This is a genomic window from Aromatoleum evansii, assembly GCF_045689615.1.
Lineage (GTDB): Bacteria > Pseudomonadota > Gammaproteobacteria > Burkholderiales > Rhodocyclaceae > Aromatoleum > Aromatoleum evansii.
Genome location: NZ_CP141259.1, coordinates 1429180 through 1452558, shown reverse-complemented (window position 1 = coordinate 1452558; position 23379 = coordinate 1429180). Strand labels below are relative to the sequence as shown.

Below are 23379 nucleotides of genomic sequence, written 5' to 3'. Positions count from 1 at the left end.
GGCCACCCCGCACGACAGGAAGCACGCGATCCGATGATTGGCGCACTGACCCTACTGCTTGTGTTCCAGCTTATCGGCGAGGCAATTGCCCGCGGACTCGATCTCCCCATTCCCGGCCCGGTCATCGGCATGGGTCTCATGTTTGCAGCCTTGGTGATGCGCGGCGGACCTGGCGGGGACCTGCGCAGCACCGCTACCGGGATCCTGCAGCACCTGTCGCTGTTGTTCATTCCCGCCGGCACCGGCGTCATGCTCCACTTCCAGCGCCTCGCCGACGAATGGCTGCCGCTGACCGTGGCGCTGATCGCGAGCACCCTGCTGTCGATCGGCGTCTCGGCGCTGCTCCTCCACCTGCTTTCCCGACATACGCCGCACGGCGAGGACCGGTCATGAAGCCTGCACTCGGCGAGATCTGGGTCTACCTCTCCACCACGCCGCTGCTCGGCCTGACCCTCACGCTGCTCGCCTACCAGGGCGCCCTGTGGCTCTACCGTCGGGCCAACCATCACCCGCTGCTCAATCCGGTGATGGTTGCCGTGACCGTCCTCGTGCTCGTCCTGAGCTTCACCGGAACGCCCTACCAGACCTACTTCGACGGCGCGCAGTTCGTGCACTTCCTGCTCGGCCCGGCGACCGTCGCCCTGGCGATCCCGCTCTATGCGCAGTGGGAACGACTGAAGGGAATGCTGCTCCCGCTCCTGGTCACGCTCGTCGCCGGTTCGCTGACGGCGGCCCTGTCGGCCGTCGGCATCGCTGCGCTGCTCGGCGCCAGCCGCGAGTCGGTGATGTCGATGGCCCCCAAGAGCGTCACGATGCCGATCGCGATGGGCGTCGCCGAGCGCCTCGGCGGCCTGCCCTCGCTCACCGCCGTGCTGGTGATGAGCACCGGCATCCTCGGCGCCGTCGGTGCCCGCTACGTGTACCGCCTGCTGCGCATCGAGGATCACGCCGTTCGCGGCTTTGCGATCGGCATCGCCTCGCACGGCATCGGCACCGCGCGCGCCTTCCAGGTGAGCGAGCAGGCCGGCGCCTTCGCGGCGCTGGCGATGGGGCTCAACGGATTGCTCACCGCGCTGATGCTGCCGTGGATCCTGCCCTGGCTCGAATCGCTGCTGCACTGATCGCCACCCCGTCCCGCTCCCCCGACCACGCCCCAACGGAATCTTCCACCGATGACTGCCCTGCTTCGCTGGTTCGACCGCAACATCCTCGAACTCGGCCGCGAGATGCGCCTGTCCTACCTGCCGCCGCTGATGGTTTATGTCGCGGCGGGGGTCTCCGGCCTCACCGGCATCGTCGGTACCTTCTTCGTCAAGGACTATCTCGGCCTGTCCGCTTCCTTCCTCGCCGCACTGGGCTTCTGGGCAGGCATCCCGTGGGCGCTGAAGATGCCCATCGGCCACCTCGTCGATCTGCTGTGGCGGCACAAGGCCGGCCTCGTGTATCTCGGCGCCTCGCTCATCACCGCCAGCCTCGTCATCATGATCGGCCTGATCGGCAACCCCGCCGCGATGCGGCAGGTGATGTCCGCCGAAGCGTGGTTCGTGCTGTCCGCGTTGCTCGCACCGGTCGGCTACGTGATGCAGGACGCCGTCGCCGACGCGATGACCGTCGAGGCCGTGCCGCGGCTCGACGAGGACGGCCATCCCTACCCGGACGAGACCGTACGCCTGATGCACACGACGATGCAGATGCTCGGCCGCGTCGCGATCATCGGCGGCACCGTGCTCGTGTCGCTGGCCAACGTCGCCATGTTCCAGGGCAGCGAAAGCCTGCCCGAAGCGGACAAGGTCGCAATCTACGTGCGCATCTACGAATACGCGCTGATCATCCCGCTGCTGTCGGTCAGCGGCGTGCTGCTCGCGGGCATCCTCAAGCGCCGCGAAGCCCGGCGCCTTGCCCGCCTCGGGCACGACGCGGCGACAATCGACCGTCTCGTCCACGCCCCCGAGCAGGCCACCGCGCCGAACTGGTGGATCCTCGGCGGCAGCGCCGTGTTCGTCGCGCTCACGCTTGCGGTCGGACTGTCCGGCCTCGGCTACGGACAGGAACTGATCTTCGGCGCCTCCTTCGCGATCATCGGCGTGATGATCTTTCGCCTGGTGCGCGAGCTGTCGGACGAGGCCCGCCGCACCCTGCTCGGCACCATCATCGTGATCTTCGTCTTCCGTGCCATGCCCGGGCCCGGCGCCGGCGCGAGCTGGTGGATGATCGACGAGCTGGGCTTCGACCAGAGCTTCCTGTCGCGCCTGGACCTCATCACCAGCACGCTGACGCTCGCCGGCCTCTTCCTCTTCCGCCGTTTCATGGCCGAGAAGTCGATCGCGCACATCGTGATCTTCCTGACCATGGCGAGCACCCTGCTGTCGTTGCCCATCCTCGGCATGTTCCACGGCCTGCACGAGTGGACCGCTGCCGCAACCGGCGGCATCGTCGATGCACGCTTCATCGCCATTGCCAACACGGCACTGGAATCGCCGCTCGGACAGGTGTCCATGGTGCCGATGCTCGCGTGGATCGCGAATTCCGCCCCGCCCCACCTCAAGGCCACCTTCTTCGCGGTGATGGCCTCGTTCACGAACCTTGCCCTGTCGGCCTCCCAGCTCGGCACCAAGTACCTCAACGAGATCTACACGATCACCCGCGAAGTGCGCGACGCAGCGAGCGGCGCTGTCACCGTGGCGGCAAACTACGCCGAACTCGGCCACCTCCTCGCCACGGTGCTGCTGCTGGGCCTCGCCCTGCCGCTGCTGGCCATCGCCACGACGCGGCTGCTCGGGCTGCGCAGCGCATGAGCATAGGTGCGAAACCGTTGCGCAGCCGCGGCGACAGGGGGAAACTGCGAGACAAAGGCCACGTGAGGACAAGTCCATGACACCTGCTTCGGTTCACGACATCCGCAACCTCGCCCTGCTCGGCCACGCCGGCAGCGGCAAGACCACCCTGCTCGAAGCCCTGCTCGTCGCCTCGGGCACCATCGGCGCCGCCGGCACGATCGAGCGCGGCGATACCGTCAGCGATTTCGACCCCCAGGAAAAGGCGATGGGGCATTCGCTATCGACCTCGCTCGCGCACCTCGAATGGGCCGGGCACTGGGTCAACCTCCTCGACACCCCGGGACTGCCCGATCTCGCCGGCCGCGCCCTGTCCGCCCTCCCCGCAGTCGAAACCGCGGCGGTGCTGGTAAGCGCGCCCGCCGGCATCGAAAGCGGCACCCGCCGCATGATGGAGGCCGCACGCGGCAAATGCCGCCTCATCGTCGTCTCGAAGATCGACGCGGCCACGCCGGCCTCGCTCGCCGCGCTGCTGGATGAGCTGTGCGCGACTTTCGGGCGCGAATGCCTGCCGATCAACCTGCCGTCCGCTAGTGGCGATGCGGTGATCGACTGCTTCTTCGCCCCCGACGCCAACCGCGAACCGGCCTTCTCCTCCGTCCTGGCTGCGCACGACAGCATCGTCGATCAGGTCGTCGAGCTCGACGAGGCCCTGATGGCAAGCTATCTCGAACAGGGCGAATCGCTCGACCCCGAGCAGCTCCACGCCCCCTTCGAGCAGGCCCTGCGCGAAGGCCACCTGATCCCGGTGTGCTTTGTCTCCGCCCGCACCGGCGCCGGCGTCAAGGAACTGCTCGACATCCTCGGCCGCCTCATGCCCGACCCGACCGAAGGCAATCCGCCGCGCTTCCTCAAGGGCGAAGGCTCAGCCGCACAGGAAGTCGAGGTCGCCGCCGATCCGGACCGCCACGTCATCGCGCACGTCTTCCAGGTCGCCAACGACCCCTACCGCGGCAAGCTGGGCCTGTTCCGCATCCACCAGGGGCGCATCAGCCCCAACACCCAGCTCTACATCGGCGACAGCCGCAAGCCCTTCAAGGTCTCGCACCTGCTGCGCCTGCAGGGCAAGAACCAGACGGAGACGCCTCTGGGCGTGCCCGGCGACATCTGCGCGGTCGCGCGCGTCGACGACATCCACCCCGACGCCGTGCTGCACGACTCGCACGATGAGGACAACTACCACCTCGCCCCTGCCAGCTACCCGCAACCGGTATTCGGACTCGCGCTGATCCCGCAGAAGCACGGCGACGAACAGAAGCTCGCCGAGGCGCTTGCGCGCCTGCTCGACGAAGACCCCTGCCTCGAGGTCGGCTTCGACCACCAGGCCCGGCAGACCGTCGTGCGCGGGCTCGGCGAGCTGCACCTGAAGATCATGCTCGAGCAGCTGCGTGCGCGCTGGAACCTGCAGTTCGACACCGCGACACCGTCCGTGCCCTACCGCGAGACGATCAACGGCACGGCCGAGGCGCGCTACCGGCACAAGAAGCAGAGCGGCGGTGCCGGCCAGTTCGGCGAAGTCGCGCTGCGCGTCGAATCGCTGCCGCGCGGCTCGGGCATCGAACTCGGCAACGAGGTCAAGGGCGGAGCGATCCCGACCAACTTCCTGCCCGCAGTCGAGAAGGGCGTGCGTCAGGCGCTGGCCGAAGGCGCGCTCGCCGGCTTTCCGGTGCAGGACGTCCGGGTCGTGCTCACGGACGGCAAGGCCCACGCCGTCGACTCGAACGAGGTGTCCTTCGTCACCGCCGGCCGGCACGCGACGCTCGAGGCGCTGCTCGGCGCACGTCCGGTGGTGCTGGAGCCGCTCGTCAGCGTCACGGTGAAGATCGCCGACGGCAACTTCGGCGAGGTCAGCGGCGAATTCGCGGGCCGGCGCGGCCACCTGACGACGACCGAAAGCCCCGCGAGCGGCGTCACGCTGCTCACGGCGACGCTGCCGCTGGCCGAGATGGAAGGCTTCGAGGCACGCCTGAAGGCGATCTGCGCCGGAGAAAGCGAGTTCTCGATGACCGCCACCGGCTACGAGCCAGCGCCGCAGGACGTGCAGCAACGTCTCGCCAAGGCCTGGACCGGCCACGGCAGCGGGCAGTAAGACGGACGGAGAATCACGATGAAACTCACCGAACAGCACCGGGTTTACTGGCGCAGCAACTTGCTGCTGACCTTCTCGTTGCTGTCGGTGTGGTTTCTCGTGAGCTTCGTCGCCGGCTACTATGCCGACGAACTCAACCGCTTCACGTTCATGAGCTTCCCGCTCGGCTTCTACATCTTCGCCCAGGGCTCGCAGATCACCTTTGTCATCCTGATCGGGATCTACGTGCTGGCGATGAACCATCTGGACCGCAAGTACCAGATCGGCGAGAAGCGCTGATCCGCATGGCGGCCCGGTGCGACCGGGCGATGCCCCTCAGTCGGCCGCGGCCGGCGCCGCCTCACCTTTCTTCCGGAGAACGAAAGGGTGGGCATGGCGACTCAGGATGAAATCTGCCAGGAACTTGCACCAGATCGTGCCACCGGCGAGGGCGCTCCAGGTCTCGTAAGGCAGGATCCCGGCCAGCACACCGAAGATCACGTAGGCCACCACGCCGCCGCCGAGCAGATTGATCAGCGCCGTATACGGCGCGAATTTCTGCGGGTCTGCGGGCGGCTGGCCGCGCTTGAGCGCGACTTCGGAGAAGTCCCGCCGGAAGATGATGCGCCACGCCCGCCGCAGCCAGTAGAAGGCAATCGGAAATAAGGCGAGGAAGAGAATCCAGTTGAGGGCGATGCCGACGTCGAAAGCCATGTGACGCTCCTGACTCTTGCGGCGCCGCGCGCCGCGGGGAAAACCGCCCCGACCGCGGGCCGGGGCTGCGGTGCCGCTCCCCGGCCGGGGGCGGCACCGCGATGGTGCTTCTGCTTCAGTCAGCGATCAATGCGCATGGGCGCCATCGACCGCCTTGGCTCCGCGCGGCACACGCACGCTCTCCACCAGATGCTGGATGTGCTCCGGCGGCTCCTGCGTGAGCTTGTCGACCACGAAGGCGACCCCGAAGTTGACCAGCGCGCCGATCGCACCGAAGGCTTCCGGCGTGATTCCAAAGAAGCTGTTGGCGCCCCCGATCAGATCGAGGAACTCGGTGCCCTTGATGAAGAAGATGCCCTTGTGTGCGAACACGTAGAACAAGGTCACGAAAAGGCCCGCCAGCATGCCGGCCACAGCGCCCTCCTTGTTCATCTTCTTGCTGAAGATGCCCATCATGATCGCCGGGAAGAGCGAACTGGCCGCGATACCGAAGGCCAGCGCCACCGTACCGGCCGCGAATCCGGGAGGATTCAGGCCGAGCCAGCCGGAGATCACGATCGCGACCGCCATGGCGATCTTGCCGGCCATCAGCTCGCCCTTCTCGCTGATGTCCGGCATGAACACGCCCTTGATCAGGTCATGCGACACCGCGGCGGAGATCGCCATCAGCAGACCGGCAGCGGTCGACAGCGCGGCAGCCAGACCGCCCGCGGCCACCAGCGCGATCACCCAGTTGGGCAGCAGCGCGATTTCCGGGTTGGCCAGCACGATGATGTCGGCATTGACCGTCAGCTCGTTGCCCTTCCAGCCAGCCTGTTCGGCCTTGGCCTTGGCGTCGGCATTCTTGGTCGCATCGTTGTAGTACTGGATGCGGCCGTCGCCGTTCTTGTCCTCGAACTTCAGCAGACCGGTCTTCTCCCAGCGCTTCATCCAGTCCGGACGCTCGTCGGCCTTGATGCTGGCCTCGGGCGCGTACAGGTCGCCGCCCTTCATCACCGCGGTATTCACGGTCGAATGCAGGTTCAGCTTGGCCATTGCCGCGACGGCCGGGGCGGTCGTGTACAGGATGGCGATGAACACCAGCGCCCAGCCGGCCGAGGTGCGTGCATCGGCCACCTTCGGCACGGTGAAGAAGCGCATGATGACGTGCGGCAGGCCCGCCGTGCCGATCATCAGTGACATCGTGTAGACGAACATGTTGAGCGTGCTGCCCGCGGTCGTCGTCGTGTACTTGCCGAACCCGAGGTCGGTCACCACCTGGTCGAGCTTCGCCAGCAGGGACATGTCCGTGCCGGTCATGTCGGCGCCGAGTCCCAACTGGGGCAACGGGTTACCGGTGAGCTGCAGCGAGATGAAGATCGCCGGGATGGTGTAGGCGAAGATCAGCACGATGTACTGGGCCACCTGCGTGTAGGTAATCCCCTTCATGCCGCCGAACACCGCGTACAGGAAGACGATCGCCTGGCCGACGTAGATGCCGGTTTCGCTCGACACGTTCAGGAAGCGCGAGAACGCGACGCCCACACCCGTCATCTGGCCGATGATGTAGGTGATCGACGCGGTCAGCAGGCAGACCACGGCCACGGTCGAGGCGGTCTTCGAGTAGAAGCGGTCGCCGATGAACTGGGGCACGGTGAACTTGCCGAACTTCCGGAGGTAGGGAGCCAGCAGGCATGCCAGCAGGACGTAGCCACCGGTCCATCCCATCAGGAACAGGCCGCCGCCGTAGCCCATGTTGGCGATCAGGCCGGCCATCGAGATGAACGAGGCCGCCGACATCCAGTCGGCCGCCGTCGCCATCCCGTTCATGACCGGGGGCACGCCGCCGCCGGCAACGTAGAACTCGGAAGTCGAGCCCGCACGTGCCCAGATGGCAATGCCGATGTACAGCGCAAAGGACGCGCCGACCACCAGATACGTTGTCGTTTGCAGATCCATGTCGCGGCCCTCAGTCTTCGTGAACGTCGAATTGGCGGTCGATGTCGCCCATCTTCTTCGCGTAGTAGAAGATCAACGCGATGAAGATGTAGATCGACCCCTGATGCGCGAACCAGAATCCCAGCGGATAACCGCCGAGGGAGATGCTGTTCAGCGCTGGAGCAAACAGGATGCCCGCCCCGAACGAGATCACGAACCAGATCACCAGAACCTTGACGAGCAACCCGAGGGTCGCACGCCAATACGCTGCACTTGTGTCGTCCATCATGTCTCCTCTTATAGTTTGCGCCTTGGGTCACACTCGGCCGGAGATGCTCGACCGACAAGGCCGCATCGGGATTGTTGAAACACTCCCTTACTGTTCGCTTACAAAGCTTAAAATTTTTAAATGCACCCATTTGCAGAAATGCAGACTGCACCGATCGCGATAGGGGCGGTCAGGTCACCTGACCGTTCCCCTCCCACACCCCCGGCATGCGGGTCCGCACCGGGCGGCAGTCTAAAACTGGTTACGACCACGCGTGATCAACAGGAAAGGATGGAGATGTCCGCATGATCAACAGCGGATTCGGCCTGCGGCCGGTCTGCAAGGAAGAGGTTGACGGGAAGTCCCTTGGGGATCAACTTACGGCCGGACTTGCACCCGCAGGAGTGCGCCCATGCTTGGCGCACATGAAAAAGCCCCGCGCCGGTTTCCCGGCGCGGGGCTTTGTGCCTGCGGCGACAGTCGCTTAGATCGTGACGGTGTCGGCGACCGAGCTGAACTCTTCGATCTGGTCGAAGTTCATGTAGCGATACACGTCGGCAGCCTTCGCATTGACGGCCTGCACCTGCTCCATGTATTCGGCGACGCTCGGGATCTTGCCCATCAGCGCGCACACTGCGGCGAGTTCCGCGGAACCGAGGTACACACGGGTGTCGATGCCGAGGCGGTTCGGGAAGTTGCGCGTCGAGGTCGACATCGCCGTCGAGCCCTTGCGGATCTGCGCCTGGTTGCCCATGCACAGCGAGCAGCCCGGCATTTCCATGCGCGCGCCCGACTTGCCGAGCACCGAGTAGTAGCCTTCCTCGTTCAGGATCATCGCGTCCATCTTGGTCGGCGGGGCGATCCACAGACGGGTCGGGATGTCCGACTTGCCTTCGAGGACCTTGCCGGCGGCGCGGAAGTGGCCGATGTTGGTCATGCACGAGCCGATGAAGACTTCGTCGATCTTGTCGCCGGCGACTTCGGACAGCAGCTTCACGTCGTCCGGGTCGTTCGGGCAGGCGACGATCGGCTCCTTGACGTCCGCGAGATCGATCTCGATCACGGCGGCGTACTGGGCGTCGGCGTCGGCCTTGAGCAGCTCGGGCTTGGCGATCCAGGCCTCCATGGCCTTGATGCGGCGGCCCAGGGTGCGCTTGTCTTCGTAGCCGTTGGCGATCATCCACTTCATCAGCGTGATGTTCGAGCGCATGTACTCGATGATCGGTTCCTTGTTCAGCTGGATCGCGCAGGCGGCAGCGGAACGCTCGGCGGCGGCGTCGGACAGTTCGAAGGCCTGTTCGACCTTCAGGTCCGGCAGACCTTCGATCTCGAGGATGCGGCCCGAGAAGACGTTCTTCTTGCCCTTCTTCTCGACGGTCAGCAGGCCCTGCTTGATCGCGTAGTAGGGGATCGCGTTGACCAGGTCACGCAGCGTGACGCCGTTCTGCAGCTTGCCCTTGAAGCGCACAAGCACCGATTCCGGCATGTCGAGCGGCATCACGCCGGTCGCCGCGGCGAAGGCCACGAGGCCCGAGCCTGCCGGGAAGGAGATGCCGATGGGGAAACGGGTGTGCGAGTCGCCGCCGGTGCCGACGGTATCCGGCAGCAACAGGCGGTTGAGCCAGGAGTGGATGACGCCGTCGCCCGGACGCAGCGCAACGCCGCCACGGGTCGAGATGAAGGACGGCAGCTCGCGGTGCATGCGCACGTCGACCAGCTTCGGGTAGGCGGCGGTGTGGCAGAAGGACTGCATCACCATGTCGGCGGAGAAGCCGAGGCAGGCGAGATCCTTGAGCTCGTCGCGGGTCATCGGGCCGGTGGTGTCCTGCGAGCCGACGGTGGTCATCTTCGGTTCGCAGTAGGTGCCCGGCAGGATGCCCTTGCCTTCCGGCAGACCGCAGGCGCGGCCGACCATCTTCTGCGCGAGCGAGTAGCCCTTGCCCGGATCGTTCGGCTGCGCCGGCAGGCGGAACAGCGTCGACACGGGCAGGCCCAGCGCCTCACGCGCCTTGGTCGTCAGGCCGCGGCCGACGATAAGCGGAATGCGGCCGCCGGCGCGCACTTCGTCGAGGATGACCGGAGTCTTGAGCTGCGATTCGGCAATCACGGCGCCGTTCTTGAGCGCGGTGACCTTGGCGGTGGCGGAGTCGATCTTCAGCTCGATCTCGTCGCCCATGTCCATCTGATTGACGTCGAGTTCGATCGGCAGCGCGCCGGCGTCTTCCATCGTGTTGAAGAAGATCGGGGCGATCTTGGAGCCCAGGCACACGCCACCGAAGCGCTTGTTCGGAACGAAGGGGATGTCCTCGCCGGTGAACCACAGCACCGAGTTGGTGGCGGACTTGCGCGAGGAGCCGGTGCCGACGACGTCGCCGACGTAGGCGATCAGGTTCCCCTTCTTCGCGAGCGCTTCGAGCTGCTTGACGGGGCCGCGGGCGCCCGGCTCGTCGGCCTCGATGCCGGGGCGGGGGTTCTTCAGCATCGCCAGCGCGTGCAGCGGAATGTCGGGGCGCGACCAGGCGTCCGGCGCGGGCGACAGGTCGTCGGTGTTGGTCTCGCCGGTGACCTTGAACACGGTCAGCTTCTGCGAGGCGGGGACTTCCGGACGCGAAGTGAACCACTCGGCGTCGGCCCAGCTCTGCATCACGGCCTTGGCGTTCGCATTGCCGGCCTTGGCCAGTTCGGCGACGTCGTGGAAGTAATCGAACACCAGCAGGGTCTTCTTGAGGCCTTCGGCGGCCACTGCGCCCACGGCAGCGTCAGCGAGCAGGTCGATCAGGGGCTTGACGTTGTAGCCGCCCAGCATGGTGCCGAGGAGTTCCGTTGCCTTCTCGCGCGAGATCAGCGCACAGGCTTCCTCGCCCTTGGCAACCTTGGCCAGGAACTCGGCCTTGACCTTGGCGGCGTCGTCCACGCCGGCCGGGACGCGGTACGTGATCAGTTCGACGAGGAAGGCTTCCTCGCCCTTCGGCGGGTTCTTCAGCAGGGCAACCAGATCCTGCGTCTGCTGCTTCGACAGCGGCAGGGCCGGGATGCCGAGGGCGGCACGCTCGGCGACGTGGGCACGGTAGGCTTCAAGCACGGCGGATTCCTTCCTTTTTCGTGACGTTGGCTGGGCGTCGGGGCTGCGGACCCGGACGGCGCTGGGAGATTATATGTCTTTTATAAGACTTGAGGTGCAATGCAACAACGATCGCTCGTCAGCGCGCGAATTCTACTCCTCCCCAAGGACTTGCGTATCCCTGCGGGGGGGCTTCCGGGGATTGCTTTGCCCCTCCCGTCGCAGAAACGCACGAGGACGGCACGGGAACGCATCCGGCACACGCCGTTCCAATGAAAAACGGATGACTTGCCACCCGAACCGCCATCGGGCACGGCATCCACGAACTGCAAGGAAGGAGATCGACCATGCCCCAAGCCGCTTTCGACACCCTCAGGACCTTCACCACCGTTTCCGGGACGCGGGGTCTTTTCCATTCGCTGCCGGCGCTGGAAGCCACCGGGACGGGCAAGGTGTCGCGGCTGCCGGTATCGCTGCGCATCGTGCTGGAAGCCCTGCTGCGCCACTGCGATGGGCGCAAGATCACCGCCGGGCACGTGCGCCAGCTCGCGAACTGGGGGGCGAACGCTGAACGCACCGAGGAGATCCCCTTTGTCGTTGCGCGCGTGGTGCTGCAAGACTTCACCGGCGTACCGCTGCTGTGCGACCTCGCCGCGATGCGCAACGTGGCAGCGGCTACGGGGCGCAATCCCAAGCTGATCGAACCGCTGGTTCCGGTCGATCTGGTCGTCGACCACTCGGTGCAGGTCGATCACTACGGCACGCCGCAGGCGCTGCGCCAGAACATGGAGCTCGAGTTCCAGCGCAACCGCGAGCGCTACCAGTTCATGAAATGGGGCATGCAGGCCTTCGACACCTTCAAGGTCGTCCCCCCGGGCATCGGCATCGTGCATCAGGTAAACCTGGAATACCTGTTCCGCGGCGTGCGCGGGCACGACACCGCCGAGGGGCGGCTGTACTACCCGGACACGCTGGTCGGCACCGATTCGCACACGACCATGATCAACGGCGTCGGCGTCGTCGGCTGGGGCGTGGGTGGCATCGAGGCCGAGGCCGGGATGCTCGGCCAACCGGTGTATTTCCTCACACCGGACGTCGTCGGCGTGGAGCTGACGGGACAACTGCGGGAGGGCGTGACCGCGACCGACCTCGTGCTCACCGTCACCGAAATGCTGCGCAAGCAGAAGGTGGTCGGCAAGTTCGTCGAGTTCTTCGGCGAAGGCACCGCGAGCCTGTCGGTCACCGACCGCGCGACGATCGCCAACATGGCGCCCGAGTATGGGGCGACGATGGGTTTCTTTCCCGTCGATGAAAAAACCGTCGCTTACATGCGCGACACCGGGCGCACCGAAGCCGAATGCGAGCTCTTCGAGGCCTATTTCCGCGCGCAGGGCCTATTCGGCGTTCCCCGCGCGGGCGAGATCGACTATTCGACGACGCTGCGCCTCGCCCTGGCGTCCATCATCCCGTCGCTGGCCGGGCCGAAGCGGCCGCAGGACCGCATCGCGCTGCAGGACATGGAGGAAGTGTTCGACCGCCTGTTCTCCCTGCCGGCGAGCGACAACGGCTTCGGCCAGCCCGAAGCCGCGCTCGGCACGCGCTTCCCGACCGCGCTGCCGGGCGTGACGCTGGGCCACGGCGACGTGCTGATCGCGGCAATCACCTCATGCACCAACACCAGCAACCCGGCAGTGCTGATCGCCGCGGGCCTGCTGGCGAAGAAGGCGGTCGAAAAGGGACTGTCGGTGCAAGCGCACGTGAAGACCTCGCTCGCGCCGGGTTCGCGCGTGGTGACCGATTACCTGGGCCGCGCCGGCTTGCTCGAGCCGCTCGCACAACTGGGCTTCGCCCTGGCGGGCTACGGCTGCACGACCTGCATCGGCAACGCCGGGGATCTGGCACCCGAGCTCAACGACGCGATCAACGAACACAGCGTCATAGCTGCTGCGGTGCTATCGGGCAACCGCAATTTCGAGGCGCGCATCCACCCCAACCTGCGCGCGAATTTCCTCGCCTCGCCGCCGCTGGTCGTGGCATTCGCGATCGCCGGCCGCGTGAACGTCGACCTCACAGAGAACCCGCTGGGCACCGATCGCGACGGGCGCCCCGTGTATCTGCGAGAGATCTGGCCGAGTTCCGAGGAGATCGCCGCGGTGCTACCGTTCGCGCTGGACCCTGCGACCTTCACGCGCCTGTATGCAGACTTCACCCGGGACCACGACCTGTGGAACGAAATCCCGGCCACCCCGGGACAGGTTTACGGCTGGCCGGAATCGACCTATATCGCCCGCCCACCCTTCTTCGAGGGCTTCGCCATGCAGCCGCGCCCCGTCGGCGACATCGTCGGCGCGCGCATGCTGCTGATGCTGGGCGACTCCGTGACCACCGACCACATCTCGCCCGCCGGTTCGTTCAAGGACAGCACGCCGGCCGGCCAGTGGCTGCTGGCGCGCGGCGTCGCAAAGCAGGATTTCAACTCCTACGGCTCGCGGCGCGGCCATCATGACGTGATGGTGCGCGGCACCTTCGCCAACGTGCGCGTGAAGAACATGATGCTACCGCCGAGGGACGACGGGTCGCGCATCGAGGGGGGCTACACGCTGCTCGACGGACGCCAGACCACGGTGTTCGAGGCCGCAACCGGCTACCTGGCGCGAGGCGTTCCCACCGTCGTGTTCGCCGGGGAGGAGTACGGCACCGGCTCGAGCCGCGACTGGGCCGCCAAGGGCACCCAGCTGCTGGGCGTGAAGGCGGTGGTCGCGAGGAGCTTCGAGCGCATTCATCGTTCCAATCTCGTCGGCATGGGCGTCATGCCATTGCAGTTCAAGGGCGAGGATTCGTGGGAGAATCTCGGCCTGACGGGCGACGAGACCTTCGACATCCGGGGCATCGACACGACGCTGCAGCCGCGCCAGGACCTGACGCTATCGATCCGGCGCAGCGACGGGAGCGTGCGCGACGTGGCGGTAACGTGCCGCATCGACACGCCGATCGAAGTCGATTACTACCGCCACGGCGGCATCCTGCCCTACGTGCTGCGGGAAATTCTCGGTCGCCCGGACTGACATCCGGACATTTTCGCCATGCTCGCCATCCCCTGCCCCTGCCAGTCCGGCAAGACCTTCACCGAGTGCTGCGCGCCGGTGATCGCCGGCGAAATGCCGGCCGATTCGGCCGAGGCGCTGATGCGCAGCCGCTACACCGCCTTCACGCAGTCCAACGAGGCCTACCTGCTCGAGAGCTGGCATCAGTCGACGCGCCCTGCGACGCTTGACCTCGCCGGCGGCGAACCGGCGCCGAAGTGGATCGGGCTGCAGGTACGCCAACACCTTCAGACCGGGGAAAACACCGCCATCGTCGAGTTCGTCGCCCGCTATCGGGTGGGCGGGCGCGCGCATCGCCTGCACGAGACCAGCCGTTTCGTGCGGGAGGGGCATCGCTGGTATTACGTGGATGGCGACATCCACGAATGACGGCGCAACCGCTGCCGATCGCCTCCGCATATAATCGGACCGCTATATGCCCCTCACCTGAGCGGGCACCTCTCCAGCGGCACTTCCGCTGCCTTGTCGCGAGACCGGCATGAACCTCGAAAAAGTCATCTTCGGCTTCTTTATCGTCCTGGCGGCGACGCTCAACTTCGGTTTCTTCGTCGGGGACATCGACAATCCCCAGCACCACGACATTTACGAGCTGTTCTTCGCGATCGTCGTCAGCCTCATCGCCACGGTGCTCAAGCTCGGCGACCGCACGCAGATCGGCGCGGTGCATCTATCAACGAGCCTGGTCGCGGACCTCCAGCTGATCGCGGCGGCGATGGTTTGGGGGTATGCGGCACACATTTCCGCGGACGGCCTCACACCCGAGATGGTGGCTCGCATCGTGTCGCTGTCGGGCGGTGCGCTGTTCGCGAACGTCGTATCGGTAATCATCCTGATCGCCGAAACGATCATGCAGCGCCGCTGACGGAGCCATTCGCGATGATGCCGCTGCTGCGCCATCAGAGCGTCTTCTTCCTGATCATGCGGCGCATGCGCGCGCCGTTCATCCTGCTGATCGCCATCATCGCGATCTCGGTGATGGGACTCACGCTCGCGCCGGGCGTCGACGAAAACGGCAAGACGGTCTACCTCAGCTTCTTCCATGCGCTGTATTTCATCAGCTACACGGCGACGACGATCGGCTTCGGCGAGATTCCCTACGCCTTCTCCGACCAGCAGCGGCTGTGGGTCCTCGCCTGCATCTACCTGTCCGTGATCGGCTGGGCCTACACGGTAGGCACCGTCTTCGCGCTACTCGCCGACCGCAACCTGCAGCAGGCGATCCGCACACAGAGTTTCATGCGCGCGGTGCGCAACCTGCGCGAACCCTTCTACCTGGTGTGCGGATTCGGCGAGACCGGGCGGCTGATCTGCGACGCGCTCGACCGTCTCGGATTCCGCGCCGTGGTCATCGAGCTGGACGATACCAAGGTTGGCGAAATCGAGTTGTACGGCTACCACGCCGACATCCCCGCCCTGTGCGCCGACGCACGCAACCCCGAAAACCTCAAGTTCGCGGGACTCACACACCGCAGTTGCATCGGCGTCATCGCGCTGACCAACGACGACAGCGCCAACCTCGCGATCGCGATCGCCGCGCGCCTCCTCGCCCCGAAAATCCCCGCCCTGTGCCGTGCGGAGTCCGCCGAAACGGCGGCCAACATGGCCTCCTTCGGCACGCGCCACATCATCAACCCGTTCGAGAAGTTCTCCGAATACCTCGCGCTCGCACTGCACGCCCCCGCCGCGTGGCACCTGCTCACCTGGCTCACGGGCGTTCCCGGCACGACGATGGAGCGCCAGCGCGATCCCCCGCACGGCGAATGGATCCTGTGCGGACATGGTCGCTTCGGACGAATGCTCGCACACGTCCTCGAGCGCGAGGGCGTCCCCCTCACGATCATCGACCGCAACGCGCCCCCACCGGCACCGTCGGCGCGCTGGGTGCAGGGCGAAGGCACCGGAGCCCCCGCCCTCGAAGCGGCAGGCGTGCGGCGTGCCGCCGGCATCGTCGCCGCGACGGCCAACGACGTGGACAACCTGTCGACAGTCGTCACCGCGCGCGAGCTCAATCCGAAACTGTTCGTGATCCTGCGCCAGAACCACTTTGCCAACAATTCGCTGTTCGAGGCCTTCGACTACGACGTGAATGTGGTACCCAGCCGCATCATTGCGCACGAGTGCCTGGCGATCCTCACGACGCCCTTGCTGGTCCCCTTCCTCGAGGACATGAAACGCCACGACGAGGACTGGTGCGACCGGCTGCTCGGACGCCTGACGGATCGCTTCGGCTGGGAAGTCCCGACAGTGTGGAGCGAGCGCATCAACCTCAGCCGGGCCCCCGCGCTGTACCGCAAGCTGATGAAGGGCGTGACGATCGAACTTCGGTCGCTGCTCAAGTCACCGTCGAACCGCGACGACGCCCTCGCGTGCGACATCCTGCTGCTGCGGCGCGACGATGACGACCATCTGCTGATCCCCGAAGGCGACACGGAACTGCGAGCAGGCGACGAGCTCCTGCTGGTGGGCACCGCGGAAGCCCAGAGGGAATTCGGCCTGCTGATCTCAAACGACCATGCGCTCGTCTATGTCCTCACCGGCACGGACCTGCCCGGCGGCTGGATCTGGGAACGGCTGTCGCGCAATCGGGCGGAGCGGAGCGAGACGGCATAGCGACGCTGGCTCGCCCCGCCAGCACCGGAATCACTCCGACGCGACCAGCACCACCGTTTCGCCGCCGAAGCACACCGTTGCGCCCGGCCTCAGTTTCGCGCGCTTGCGCGACTCCACCTTGCCATCGACCGTGACCCGCCCCGCCTCGACCGCGGCGTGCGCCTCGCCGCCGGTGCCGGTCATGCCGGTGGCCTTGAGCAGTTGATCAAGCTGGATATATTCGCCGCGCACGGCAAACGAAAGCGTCATGCATTTCTCCCGGGCAGCCCGCAGGCTGCACAATTCAAATTGATCGACCTCGAGCCGTCAGCCTACACTGCCGGCTAAACCTCTGCCGTCCCGTGATCGCCCATACCATGTCCGACGACCTGCTGCAGCAGATCGACCGCACCCTCAGTCGCGCAGCCGACACCGGTGCGCTGCTCCCCATCCGCACCGAACGCACGCCGATCGAGGACGCCGGCATCGGTTTCACGGTGCGCTGGGTGTCCACGCTGGCGCACAAGGACGCCGCGCGGGTCGAGGCCGCGGTGAAGCGCGACCCGGACTTCAACCCCTTTCTCCCGCCCGACCCGGAACTGACCGTCGGCCCCCTCGGGGATCAGCACCTGGGAGTGCTGAACAAGTTTCCCGTCATCGACCGCCACCTGCTGATCGTCACCCGTGCCTTCGAGGCGCAGACGGCGCCGTTGACGCGGACCGATTTCATCGCGCTCGCGACCGTGATGACCTCGCTCGGCGGGCTCGGTTTCTACAACGGAGGCAGCGAGGCGGGTGCCAGCCAGCGCCACAAGCACCTGCAGTGGGTTCCCGACGCCGCGGAGACGGCGCGCCTGGGCCTATTTACCAGCCAGCTCCCCGCGGACCTGCCCCCCTTCGCGCACGCCGCCCTCGACACCCTGCCCTGGCGGCACACCTTTGTGCGCCTGCCGCCCTGCTGCGACGCCATATCGCTCGGCGAAGCCATGCACCTCGCGTTCCGGAACGGCTGCGAAACGCTCGGCATAGACCCCGCTGCGGATCCCATGCCCCCCTACAATTTCCTCGTGTCGCGCGACTGGATGACCGTGATCCCGCGCGTCCGCGAGCGTCACCAAAACATCTCGGTCAATGCGCTGGGCTTCGCCGGCTCGCTGTTCGTGCGGCGCCCCGAGGAGATCGAGACCGTGCGCGCGATCGGCCCGCTCAGGCTGCTCGCTGCAGTCGCGCGCCCGCGCTGATCAGGCGGCCTGCCCCGCGGCGATCGGGCGCAAGGGCGGCAAGCCGATCTGCGCACGCAGCTCGTTGCATTTACCATTCGGCGAACCGTCCGCCTCGTGCGACGGAAACTCGCGGCATGGTGTCGGACGCCGGTCATAGATCGTGCAGAACACCCGCCCGCCGGGCTGACCTTCCAGCGCCACGCAGCGGCGCGGCTCCGCGTTGGTCCCCTGCATGCAGCGCAGGTGCAGGTTGAGCTTTTCCGTCAGCCCGGCGGGCACGCAACCGCCCGGCGCGTCGTCCGCCTCGCCCCAGTAGAACGAGACGCGGAAATGGACGCAGCACATGCCGCAGTCCAGGCAGGGGTTCGGATCGCTCATCGCAAGTCGGTGCCGGTGCAGGTTTCGGCGCGATTCTACCCAAGGTCGCCACGCCCTTGCAGGCTCACCTCACAGCGGCGGCAGTCCGTGGCGCCGCCGCGCGCGGTCGCAGGCATCCTCACCGATGCCGAGCGCCGCGTAGGGCGCGAAGTCGCGACAGGGGGACGGCCGCCCGGCGTAGATCGTGCACCGGACCCCGCAACCGATGTCCCCTGCCAGCGCGACGCAGCGCGGCGGCGCTTCGTCGGTGCCGCGCATGCGCACGAGCTCGCCGGTCACCGCAACCGTCATCGCATCGGGAACGCCTCCTGCGGTCACGCTGGCCAGTTCCGAGCGATGAAAATCGACGCGGAAGGCGGCACAACAGGCGCCGCAGCGGGTGCAGTGGTCGTCGCTCACGCCGCGCCCCGCACCCTGGCGCAAACCCTCACTCGAGCGCTCCGCAGCACTTCTTGTACTTCTTGCCGCTACCGCAAGGGCAGGGATCGTTGCGGCCGACCGCGGCCGGCGTGTGCATGGCGGGCTGCTCCACGGACAGCAGCGCAGGCGCCGCCATTCCGAGCGCACGCCATTGCCCAAGCACAGTCTCGATGCAGTTCACAGCCTGTTCGAGCCACTCCAGCCGGGTTTCCTCGTCCGCCAATTCGGCGTCGTCGGAAGCCCAAGGCGCCATCAGCTTGTCGAGCGCGTCACGCACGGCCTCCGCCGCCTCCGTGGGCAGTCCGGCATCCCAGTCCTCGGGCCACAACTCGAGCCCCTGCGCGAAACCTTCGACCCACTCCTCGCCTATCGCGATGGTGTCGCCCTCGCTCGCCGCGTAGCAGAACGGCTCCCACCCTTCGGGCTCGCCCAAGGTGGTCGCGAGTTCGTTGTAATAGCGCCGCACCAGGCGGATCGCGCGCTGCATCTGGCTGCCCGAACCGAAGGAAATTTCGTCCCCGTGCGCCGACCACACCGGCGGCAGCCACTCCTCGGGGGGAATCGGCACGGGCGAGGCGATGACCGCGGCGAGGTAGCCGTCGAGCATCTCCAGGTCCATGCAATCCTCGGGCACGACATCCGAGGTCAGAAGTTCCTCGAGCGCCTCGAATTCCTCGTCGTCGAGCAGGTGGGGGTTGTCGTTCTCTGCGCTTGCAGCGGTTTCGTTCGTCATCGTCTTTCTCCGGAATGCCTTTCAGCGTGCGCCATCCTCTTGCAGCGCGCAAGCCTGCGCGTCGAGATCGCAGACCAGGCGGAAGAGCGTCTGGCCGGAATCGCGGTACTTGCGCTCGAAGGGCGTCAGCGGAGCGGGAGCCTCGAAGGCTTCCCATGCGATGTCGCGGCCGGTCGCCAGGCCGAGCGCACACACGAACTCCTCGATGTACACGCGCCAGTTCGTGCGGCACTCGAGCACCCCGCCGAGCCGCGGCACGAACGGGAAGACCGGGTGCGCGTGCCAGCGCCGCGCGAGATGGCCGATCTTGGGCCAGGGGTTCGGGTAGAGGATGTAGTGACGTGCGAGCCGCAGGCCGGCATCGCTCATCAGGCGCCAGTAATCGACGAGATCCGCGCGCACGAAGACCATGTTCTTCGGCAGCAGTGCATCGGGATAAGGCTTGCGGCGCTTGAGCCTGTCCTCGGACTGGTCGACGCCGATCACCCAGTGATCCGGGAAGGCGCGCGCCAGCTGGATCGTGCTGTGACCGACACCGCAACCGGCATCGAGGATCAGCGGCGCACTGCGGTCCCATCCCGCGAGGCTGGCCTCGAAGGCTTCGCGGTTGTAGTCCAGGCAGGGCTTGCGGAAGGGCTCCGCGAGGTGGCGCTGCACGCGTCGCAGCAACTGTTCATGCACGCCCGCCTGGGCGCTCTCGGGGATGCGCGAGTTTGCGTAACTCATCGGATGCTTCCGGTTCAGGCCGCCAGCGGCAGCGCAACGGCGGCGATGCCGTGGCGTGCGAGCGCGGCTTCGATCTCGGGGGGCCTGCGCGCCGCGCGGATTTCGCGGAACAGCTGCTCGGCCTGCGGGTAATTGCGGCGCAGCAGGTTCAGCCACTGCTTGAGGCGGCCCGGCGAATGCTGCGGACGCAACCTGACCTGGACGCGCTTCCAGTAAAGTGCCAGGAGGGGTCGCAATTCGGCCCACTCCGCCTCGCGGTCGATAACGCGACCGGCCTCGCCGCCATGTGCGCGCAGGCGTCGCGCAAGGAAGGGGTCGGCAACCGCGCCGCGCCCCAGCATCACGTCGGCAACCCCGCTCTCCGCACGGCAGCGCCGCCAGTCGGCCTCGGACCACACTTCGCCGTTGGCAGTCACGGAAATGTCCACCGCCTCGGCAATGCGGGCGATCCACGCCCAATGCGCCGGCGGACGGTAACCGTCGAGCTTGGTGCGCGCATGCACGACCAAAGCTTCCACGCCTCCGGCGGCGAGCGCCTGGGCGCATTCGACGGCTCTCGCGGTGTCGGCGACGCCCAACCGCATCTTCGCCGTGAACGGTATTCCGGCCGGCACCGCAGCCCGCACGGCGGCAGCGATGCGATGCAGCAGCTCGGGCTCGTCGAGCAGCACGGCTCCGCCGCGATGACGATTTACCGTCGGAGCGGGACAACCGAAATTGAGGTCCACGCCAGGCGGCGCGAGCTCCACGAGACGCGCGGCGTTATCGGCCAGACAGGCGGGGTCCGAGCCCAGCAGTTGCAGGCGCACCGGCACCGCAGCCGCGGTCCGTCCGCCGGACAGCAACTCGGGGCTGATGCGCCGGTAGAAGCGATGCGGCAGGAGCGTGCCGGACACTCGCGCGAACTCGCTCACGGCCCAGTCATAGGAGCAGGCGCGGGTGAGAACGTCGCGCAAATCGGCGTCGAGCAGACCTTCCATCGGCGCGAGCAGCAGACGCACACCAACTCCCTGAAAAAGGGGCGTATTGTACGGCCAACGGCAGCAGGAGAGCCACCTGCGACCCGGATGTACGCCCCCGGACGCACTTCAGTCCGACCGTGTGAGCGGCTTCAGCCGCGAATCGACGTCCGGCGTTTCCGGACCGCTCGATTCACGACGGAAGGCGCACCCGAAATGCTGCCCGGCCGATCGTGCGTTTGCCCTGCAAAACAGCGGCTTGCTTGCCTTGCGACACCGGATCAGTGATAATCTACGGTTTCCACCTGCTGTCAGGGCGGCCACATTCACCGCCCGCTCGTTCGAGGAATCACCATGAAAGCGGATACCCACCCGAATTACCAAGTCGTCCAGGTCACCTGCTCCTGCGGCAACGCCTTCGAAACCCGCTCGACGCTGGGCAAGCCCGTGCTGCACGTCGAAGTGTGCGCGGCCTGCCACCCGTTCTACACCGGCAAGCAGAAGATCGTCGATACCGCCGGCCGCGTCGAGCGCTTCCGCCAGAAATACGGCAGCGTTCAGCGCCTTGGCTGAACCCCGGTTTCCGGTCGCGACAAAAAGGCAGCTTCGGCTGCCTTTTTTGTTCCTCGAAACACGGCGCAGCCGCGCGCGCCGGCTAGAATTCCGCACCCGACGTTCCAACGCCGTCCGCACCATGACGGATGGCGCACCATGACATGACTGGAGAATCCTTCCGGACCTCGATGATCCGGCGGCATCTGTACGGCGCGACCGGCCTGGCGCTGCTCATCGCCCTGTACCTGCTCACCGGACTGACCGGCCATGACCCTTGGCGCGGCGACGACGCACGCCATTTCGGCCCGATCCTGGAGATGCTGCAGGGAAACCATCTGCTGTTCCCCGCCATCGCCGGCCAGCCCGAAACCGATTTCCCGCCGCTCTACTACTGGGCCGGCGCCGCGTTCGCGCGCCTGCTCGCCCCCTTGCTGCCGCTGCACGACGGCGCCCGGCTGGCGACCACGCTGTTCACGGCCCTGGCGATCTTCTGGATCACGCGCGCGGCAACCCGCCTCTACGGGCGCGAGACACGCACCCCCGCAGCCCTGCTGACCCTCGGCACGCTGGGCCTCGTGCTGCATGCGCATGAAACGCAACCGATGATTGCGCTCATGGCGATGCAGACCCTCACGCTGGCGGGCCTCTCGCACATCCCGACCCGGCCCGTGCTCGGCGGCGTCCAGGCCGGAATGGGCGCGGCGCTCGCCTTCCTCGCCGGCGGCCTGCCCGGTGTCGTGCTTTCGTTGCCACTCTTCGTCGTCGTCATCGCCGCCTGTCCCGAATGCCGCAATCCGCGCGCCAGTAGCGGACTGATCATCGGGCTGAGCATCGCCCTCGGCGCATCGGCGCTGTGGCCGCTGGCGCTGCATTATCAGTCCCCCGAACTGCTCGCGCTGTGGTGGCGCAACGAGTGGCACGACCTGTGGGCCGGAGCGATGAGCGGCAACGAATTCGCGCGCCTGGTCGAACTGCTCGGCTGGTTCGCCTGGCCGCTGTGGCCCATCGCGCTGTGGTCGCTGTGGCGCACGCGCCGCCGCCTGCTGCGCGCGTCCGCGCTGCTGCCGATCACGGCCCTTGTCTTCGCCCTGGCCTGGATCATCCTGAACGGCAGCCTCAGCCCGGCCTCGATGCTGCCGCTCGTGCCGCCGCTCGCGCTGCTTGCGGCATCAGGGGTGCCGACCCTGCGACGCGGCGCCGCGAACGCCTTCGATTGGTTCGGGATCATGACCTTCGGCGTCTTCGCCCTGCTGGTGTGGATCGCATGGAGCGCCCAGGTTTTCCTGTGGCCGCCCGGACTCGCACGCCACCTCGTGCGCGTGGCGCCGGACTTCGCCCTGCGCGCACCCGAGATCTCGGCCATCGCCGGCATCGCCATCATCGCCGCATGGGTACTGCTGGCGTGGCGTTTGCCGCGCTCGCCGAACCGCGCGCCGGCGAACTGGGCGCTCGGGATGACGATGCTGTGGTGCCTCACGATCGCGCTGCTCAAGCCCTGGTTCGACCATGACCGCAGCTATCGTCCGGCCGCAACCTCGCTGAAGATCGCGCTGTCGGGCGAGCGTGAGGGCTGTGTCGCGATGGTGGGCTTGTCAGCCAGCCAGCGCGCCTCCTTCCATTACTTCGCCGGCATCCGGCCGGAGCGGGTCGTCAACAACGAAACCCCGTGCGGCTTCCTGCTGGTTTTCGACGATCGCAGCGAGACGCAAAAACCCGCGCCGGAATGGCAGCAGATCTGGGAATTCCGTCGCGGCGGCGGGAGACAGCAGGAAATCTTCCGCCTGTACCGGCGCGACTGAACCGGGCCGGCACTCGACCCCGGCGCGTGCC

The 23379-nt window shown here is 66.7% G+C and carries 22 protein-coding genes; 12 read left to right on the top strand and 10 right to left on the bottom strand.

The features are described 5' to 3' along the window. Positions 1-33: 33 nt before the first annotated feature. The 5 genes from U5817_RS06645 (at position 34) to U5817_RS06625 (ending at position 5202) form a co-directional block, all read left to right on the top strand. Positions 34-393 (top strand): CidA/LrgA family protein, encoded by a 360-nt coding sequence (locus U5817_RS06645; RefSeq protein ID WP_407280111.1) that lies wholly within the window; start codon positions 34-36, stop codon positions 391-393. Beyond that, complete coding sequence (locus U5817_RS06640; RefSeq protein ID WP_169128850.1) at positions 390-1121, top strand: LrgB family protein; 732 nt, start codon at positions 390-392, stop codon at positions 1119-1121. The genes U5817_RS06645 and U5817_RS06640 overlap by 4 nt, the downstream gene beginning before the upstream one ends. Positions 1122-1172: 51 nt before the next feature. Continuing rightward, positions 1173-2795 (top strand): hypothetical protein, encoded by a 1623-nt coding sequence (locus U5817_RS06635; protein ID WP_407280110.1) that lies wholly within the window; start codon positions 1173-1175, stop codon positions 2793-2795. Between the two features lie 76 nt (positions 2796-2871). Next, positions 2872-4923, top strand: coding sequence for an elongation factor G (gene fusA / locus U5817_RS06630; RefSeq protein ID WP_407280109.1), 2052 nt, complete (start codon positions 2872-2874; stop codon positions 4921-4923). An 18-nt stretch (positions 4924-4941) separates the two neighbouring features. After that, complete coding sequence (locus U5817_RS06625; RefSeq protein WP_169128856.1) at positions 4942-5202, top strand: DUF4212 domain-containing protein; 261 nt, start codon at positions 4942-4944, stop codon at positions 5200-5202. A 36-nt stretch (positions 5203-5238) separates the two neighbouring features. Here U5817_RS06625 and U5817_RS06620 read toward each other — a convergent pair whose 3' ends face one another. The 4 genes from U5817_RS06620 to U5817_RS06605 form a co-directional block, all read right to left on the bottom strand. After that, on the bottom strand, positions 5239-5616 hold the full coding sequence (locus U5817_RS06620; RefSeq protein ID WP_407280108.1) for a hypothetical protein: 378 nt from the start codon (positions 5614-5616) through the stop codon (positions 5239-5241). 126 nt (positions 5617-5742) lie between these two features. Beyond that, positions 5743-7554, bottom strand: a complete 1812-nt coding sequence (locus U5817_RS06615) for a sodium:solute symporter family protein (protein WP_407280107.1) — start codon at positions 7552-7554, stop codon at positions 5743-5745. A 10-nt stretch (positions 7555-7564) separates the two neighbouring features. After that, a complete protein-coding gene (locus U5817_RS06610; protein WP_407280106.1) occupies positions 7565-7822 on the bottom strand; it encodes a DUF4212 domain-containing protein in 258 nt (85 codons plus the stop codon). 463 nt (positions 7823-8285) lie between these two features. After that, entirely contained in the window at positions 8286-10883 is a 2598-nt protein-coding gene (locus U5817_RS06605; protein ID WP_407280105.1) for a bifunctional aconitate hydratase 2/2-methylisocitrate dehydratase, read from the bottom strand. A 326-nt stretch (positions 10884-11209) separates the two neighbouring features. Here U5817_RS06605 and acnA point away from each other — a divergent pair, with 326 nt between their 5' ends. The 4 genes from acnA to U5817_RS06585 all read left to right on the top strand — a co-directional run bounded on the left by acnA (position 11210) and on the right by U5817_RS06585 (position 16576). Beyond that, positions 11210-13927, top strand: coding sequence for an aconitate hydratase AcnA (gene acnA, locus U5817_RS06600; protein WP_407280104.1), 2718 nt, complete (start codon positions 11210-11212; stop codon positions 13925-13927). Positions 13928-13945: 18 nt separating this feature from the next. Further along, a complete protein-coding gene (locus U5817_RS06595; protein ID WP_407280103.1) occupies positions 13946-14335 on the top strand; it encodes a YchJ family protein in 390 nt (129 codons plus the stop codon). 109 nt (positions 14336-14444) lie between these two features. Then, positions 14445-14828, top strand: a complete 384-nt coding sequence (locus U5817_RS06590) for a DUF6394 family protein (RefSeq protein WP_169128870.1) — start codon at positions 14445-14447, stop codon at positions 14826-14828. 14 nt (positions 14829-14842) lie between these two features. Next, a complete protein-coding gene (locus U5817_RS06585; protein WP_407280101.1) occupies positions 14843-16576 on the top strand; it encodes an NAD-binding protein in 1734 nt (577 codons plus the stop codon). A gap of 30 nt (positions 16577-16606) precedes the next feature. On the opposite strand, the gene U5817_RS06580 is transcribed toward U5817_RS06585, so the two are convergent. Further along, positions 16607-16825 carry an RNA-binding S4 domain-containing protein gene (locus tag U5817_RS06580; protein WP_407280100.1) on the bottom strand — a complete coding sequence of 73 codons (219 nt, stop codon included), beginning with the start codon at positions 16823-16825 and terminating at the stop codon, positions 16607-16609. A gap of 107 nt (positions 16826-16932) precedes the next feature. Here U5817_RS06580 and U5817_RS06575 point away from each other — a divergent pair, with 107 nt between their 5' ends. Further along, a complete protein-coding gene (locus tag U5817_RS06575; protein ID WP_407280099.1) occupies positions 16933-17796 on the top strand; it encodes a phosphorylase in 864 nt (287 codons plus the stop codon). Here the strand turns inward: U5817_RS06575 and U5817_RS06570 are convergent, their stop codons facing one another. From U5817_RS06570 to U5817_RS06550, 5 genes are all read right to left on the bottom strand, one after another. Beyond that, on the bottom strand, positions 17797-18156 hold the full coding sequence (locus U5817_RS06570) for a YkgJ family cysteine cluster protein (RefSeq protein ID WP_407280098.1): 360 nt from the start codon (positions 18154-18156) through the stop codon (positions 17797-17799). 69 nt (positions 18157-18225) lie between these two features. Then, the gene (locus tag U5817_RS06565; RefSeq protein WP_169128879.1) at positions 18226-18555 is read right to left on the bottom strand and encodes a YkgJ family cysteine cluster protein; all 330 of its coding nucleotides are present in this window, start codon (positions 18553-18555) and stop codon (positions 18226-18228) included. Between the two features lie 28 nt (positions 18556-18583). After that, entirely contained in the window at positions 18584-19309 is a 726-nt protein-coding gene (locus U5817_RS06560) for a UPF0149 family protein (protein ID WP_169128880.1), read from the bottom strand. Positions 19310-19330: 21 nt separating this feature from the next. Continuing rightward, positions 19331-20035 carry a tRNA (guanine(46)-N(7))-methyltransferase TrmB gene (locus U5817_RS06555; RefSeq protein WP_407280097.1) on the bottom strand — a complete coding sequence of 235 codons (705 nt, stop codon included), beginning with the start codon at positions 20033-20035 and terminating at the stop codon, positions 19331-19333. 14 nt (positions 20036-20049) lie between these two features. Then, entirely contained in the window at positions 20050-21036 is a 987-nt protein-coding gene (locus tag U5817_RS06550) for a tRNA-dihydrouridine synthase (protein ID WP_339380030.1), read from the bottom strand. A gap of 312 nt (positions 21037-21348) precedes the next feature. On the opposite strand from U5817_RS06550, the gene rpmE reads away from it, so the two are divergent. Next, positions 21349-21567 carry a 50S ribosomal protein L31 gene (gene rpmE / locus U5817_RS06545; protein WP_169128882.1) on the top strand — a complete coding sequence of 73 codons (219 nt, stop codon included), beginning with the start codon at positions 21349-21351 and terminating at the stop codon, positions 21565-21567. Positions 21568-21710: 143 nt separating this feature from the next. Then, complete coding sequence (locus tag U5817_RS06540; RefSeq protein ID WP_169128883.1) at positions 21711-23348, top strand: glycosyltransferase family 39 protein; 1638 nt, start codon at positions 21711-21713, stop codon at positions 23346-23348. Positions 23349-23379 lie beyond the last annotated feature (31 nt).

Bases quoted from the DNA above. Each gene is read 5' to 3' on its own strand.
- U5817_RS06585 (WP_407280101.1), top strand. From the start codon at position 14,843: ATGATGCCGCTGCTGCGCCATCAGAGCGTCTTCTTCCTGATCATGCGG.
- U5817_RS06625 (WP_169128856.1), top strand. From the start codon at position 4,942: ATGAAACTCACCGAACAGCACCGGGTTTACTGGCGCAGCAACTTGCTG.
- U5817_RS06645 (WP_407280111.1), top strand. From the start codon at position 34: ATGATTGGCGCACTGACCCTACTGCTTGTGTTCCAGCTTATCGGCGAG.
- acnA (WP_407280104.1), top strand. From the start codon at position 11,210: ATGCCCCAAGCCGCTTTCGACACCCTCAGGACCTTCACCACCGTTTCC.
- U5817_RS06595 (WP_407280103.1), top strand. From the start codon at position 13,946: ATGCTCGCCATCCCCTGCCCCTGCCAGTCCGGCAAGACCTTCACCGAG.
- U5817_RS06615 (WP_407280107.1), bottom strand. From the start codon at position 7,554: ATGGATCTGCAAACGACAACGTATCTGGTGGTCGGCGCGTCCTTTGCG.
- U5817_RS06610 (WP_407280106.1), bottom strand. From the start codon at position 7,822: ATGATGGACGACACAAGTGCAGCGTATTGGCGTGCGACCCTCGGGTTG.
- fusA (WP_407280109.1), top strand. From the start codon at position 2,872: ATGACACCTGCTTCGGTTCACGACATCCGCAACCTCGCCCTGCTCGGC.
- U5817_RS06540 (WP_169128883.1), top strand. From the start codon at position 21,711: ATGACTGGAGAATCCTTCCGGACCTCGATGATCCGGCGGCATCTGTAC.
- U5817_RS06620 (WP_407280108.1), bottom strand. From the start codon at position 5,616: ATGGCTTTCGACGTCGGCATCGCCCTCAACTGGATTCTCTTCCTCGCC.
- U5817_RS06590 (WP_169128870.1), top strand. From the start codon at position 14,445: ATGAACCTCGAAAAAGTCATCTTCGGCTTCTTTATCGTCCTGGCGGCG.
- U5817_RS06635 (WP_407280110.1), top strand. From the start codon at position 1,173: ATGACTGCCCTGCTTCGCTGGTTCGACCGCAACATCCTCGAACTCGGC.
- U5817_RS06555 (WP_407280097.1), bottom strand. From the start codon at position 20,035: ATGAGTTACGCAAACTCGCGCATCCCCGAGAGCGCCCAGGCGGGCGTG.
- U5817_RS06560 (WP_169128880.1), bottom strand. From the start codon at position 19,309: ATGACGAACGAAACCGCTGCAAGCGCAGAGAACGACAACCCCCACCTG.
- U5817_RS06580 (WP_407280100.1), bottom strand. From the start codon at position 16,825: ATGACGCTTTCGTTTGCCGTGCGCGGCGAATATATCCAGCTTGATCAA.
- U5817_RS06640 (WP_169128850.1), top strand. From the start codon at position 390: ATGAAGCCTGCACTCGGCGAGATCTGGGTCTACCTCTCCACCACGCCG.
- U5817_RS06575 (WP_407280099.1), top strand. From the start codon at position 16,933: ATGTCCGACGACCTGCTGCAGCAGATCGACCGCACCCTCAGTCGCGCA.
- U5817_RS06570 (WP_407280098.1), bottom strand. From the start codon at position 18,156: ATGAGCGATCCGAACCCCTGCCTGGACTGCGGCATGTGCTGCGTCCAT.
- rpmE (WP_169128882.1), top strand. From the start codon at position 21,349: ATGAAAGCGGATACCCACCCGAATTACCAAGTCGTCCAGGTCACCTGC.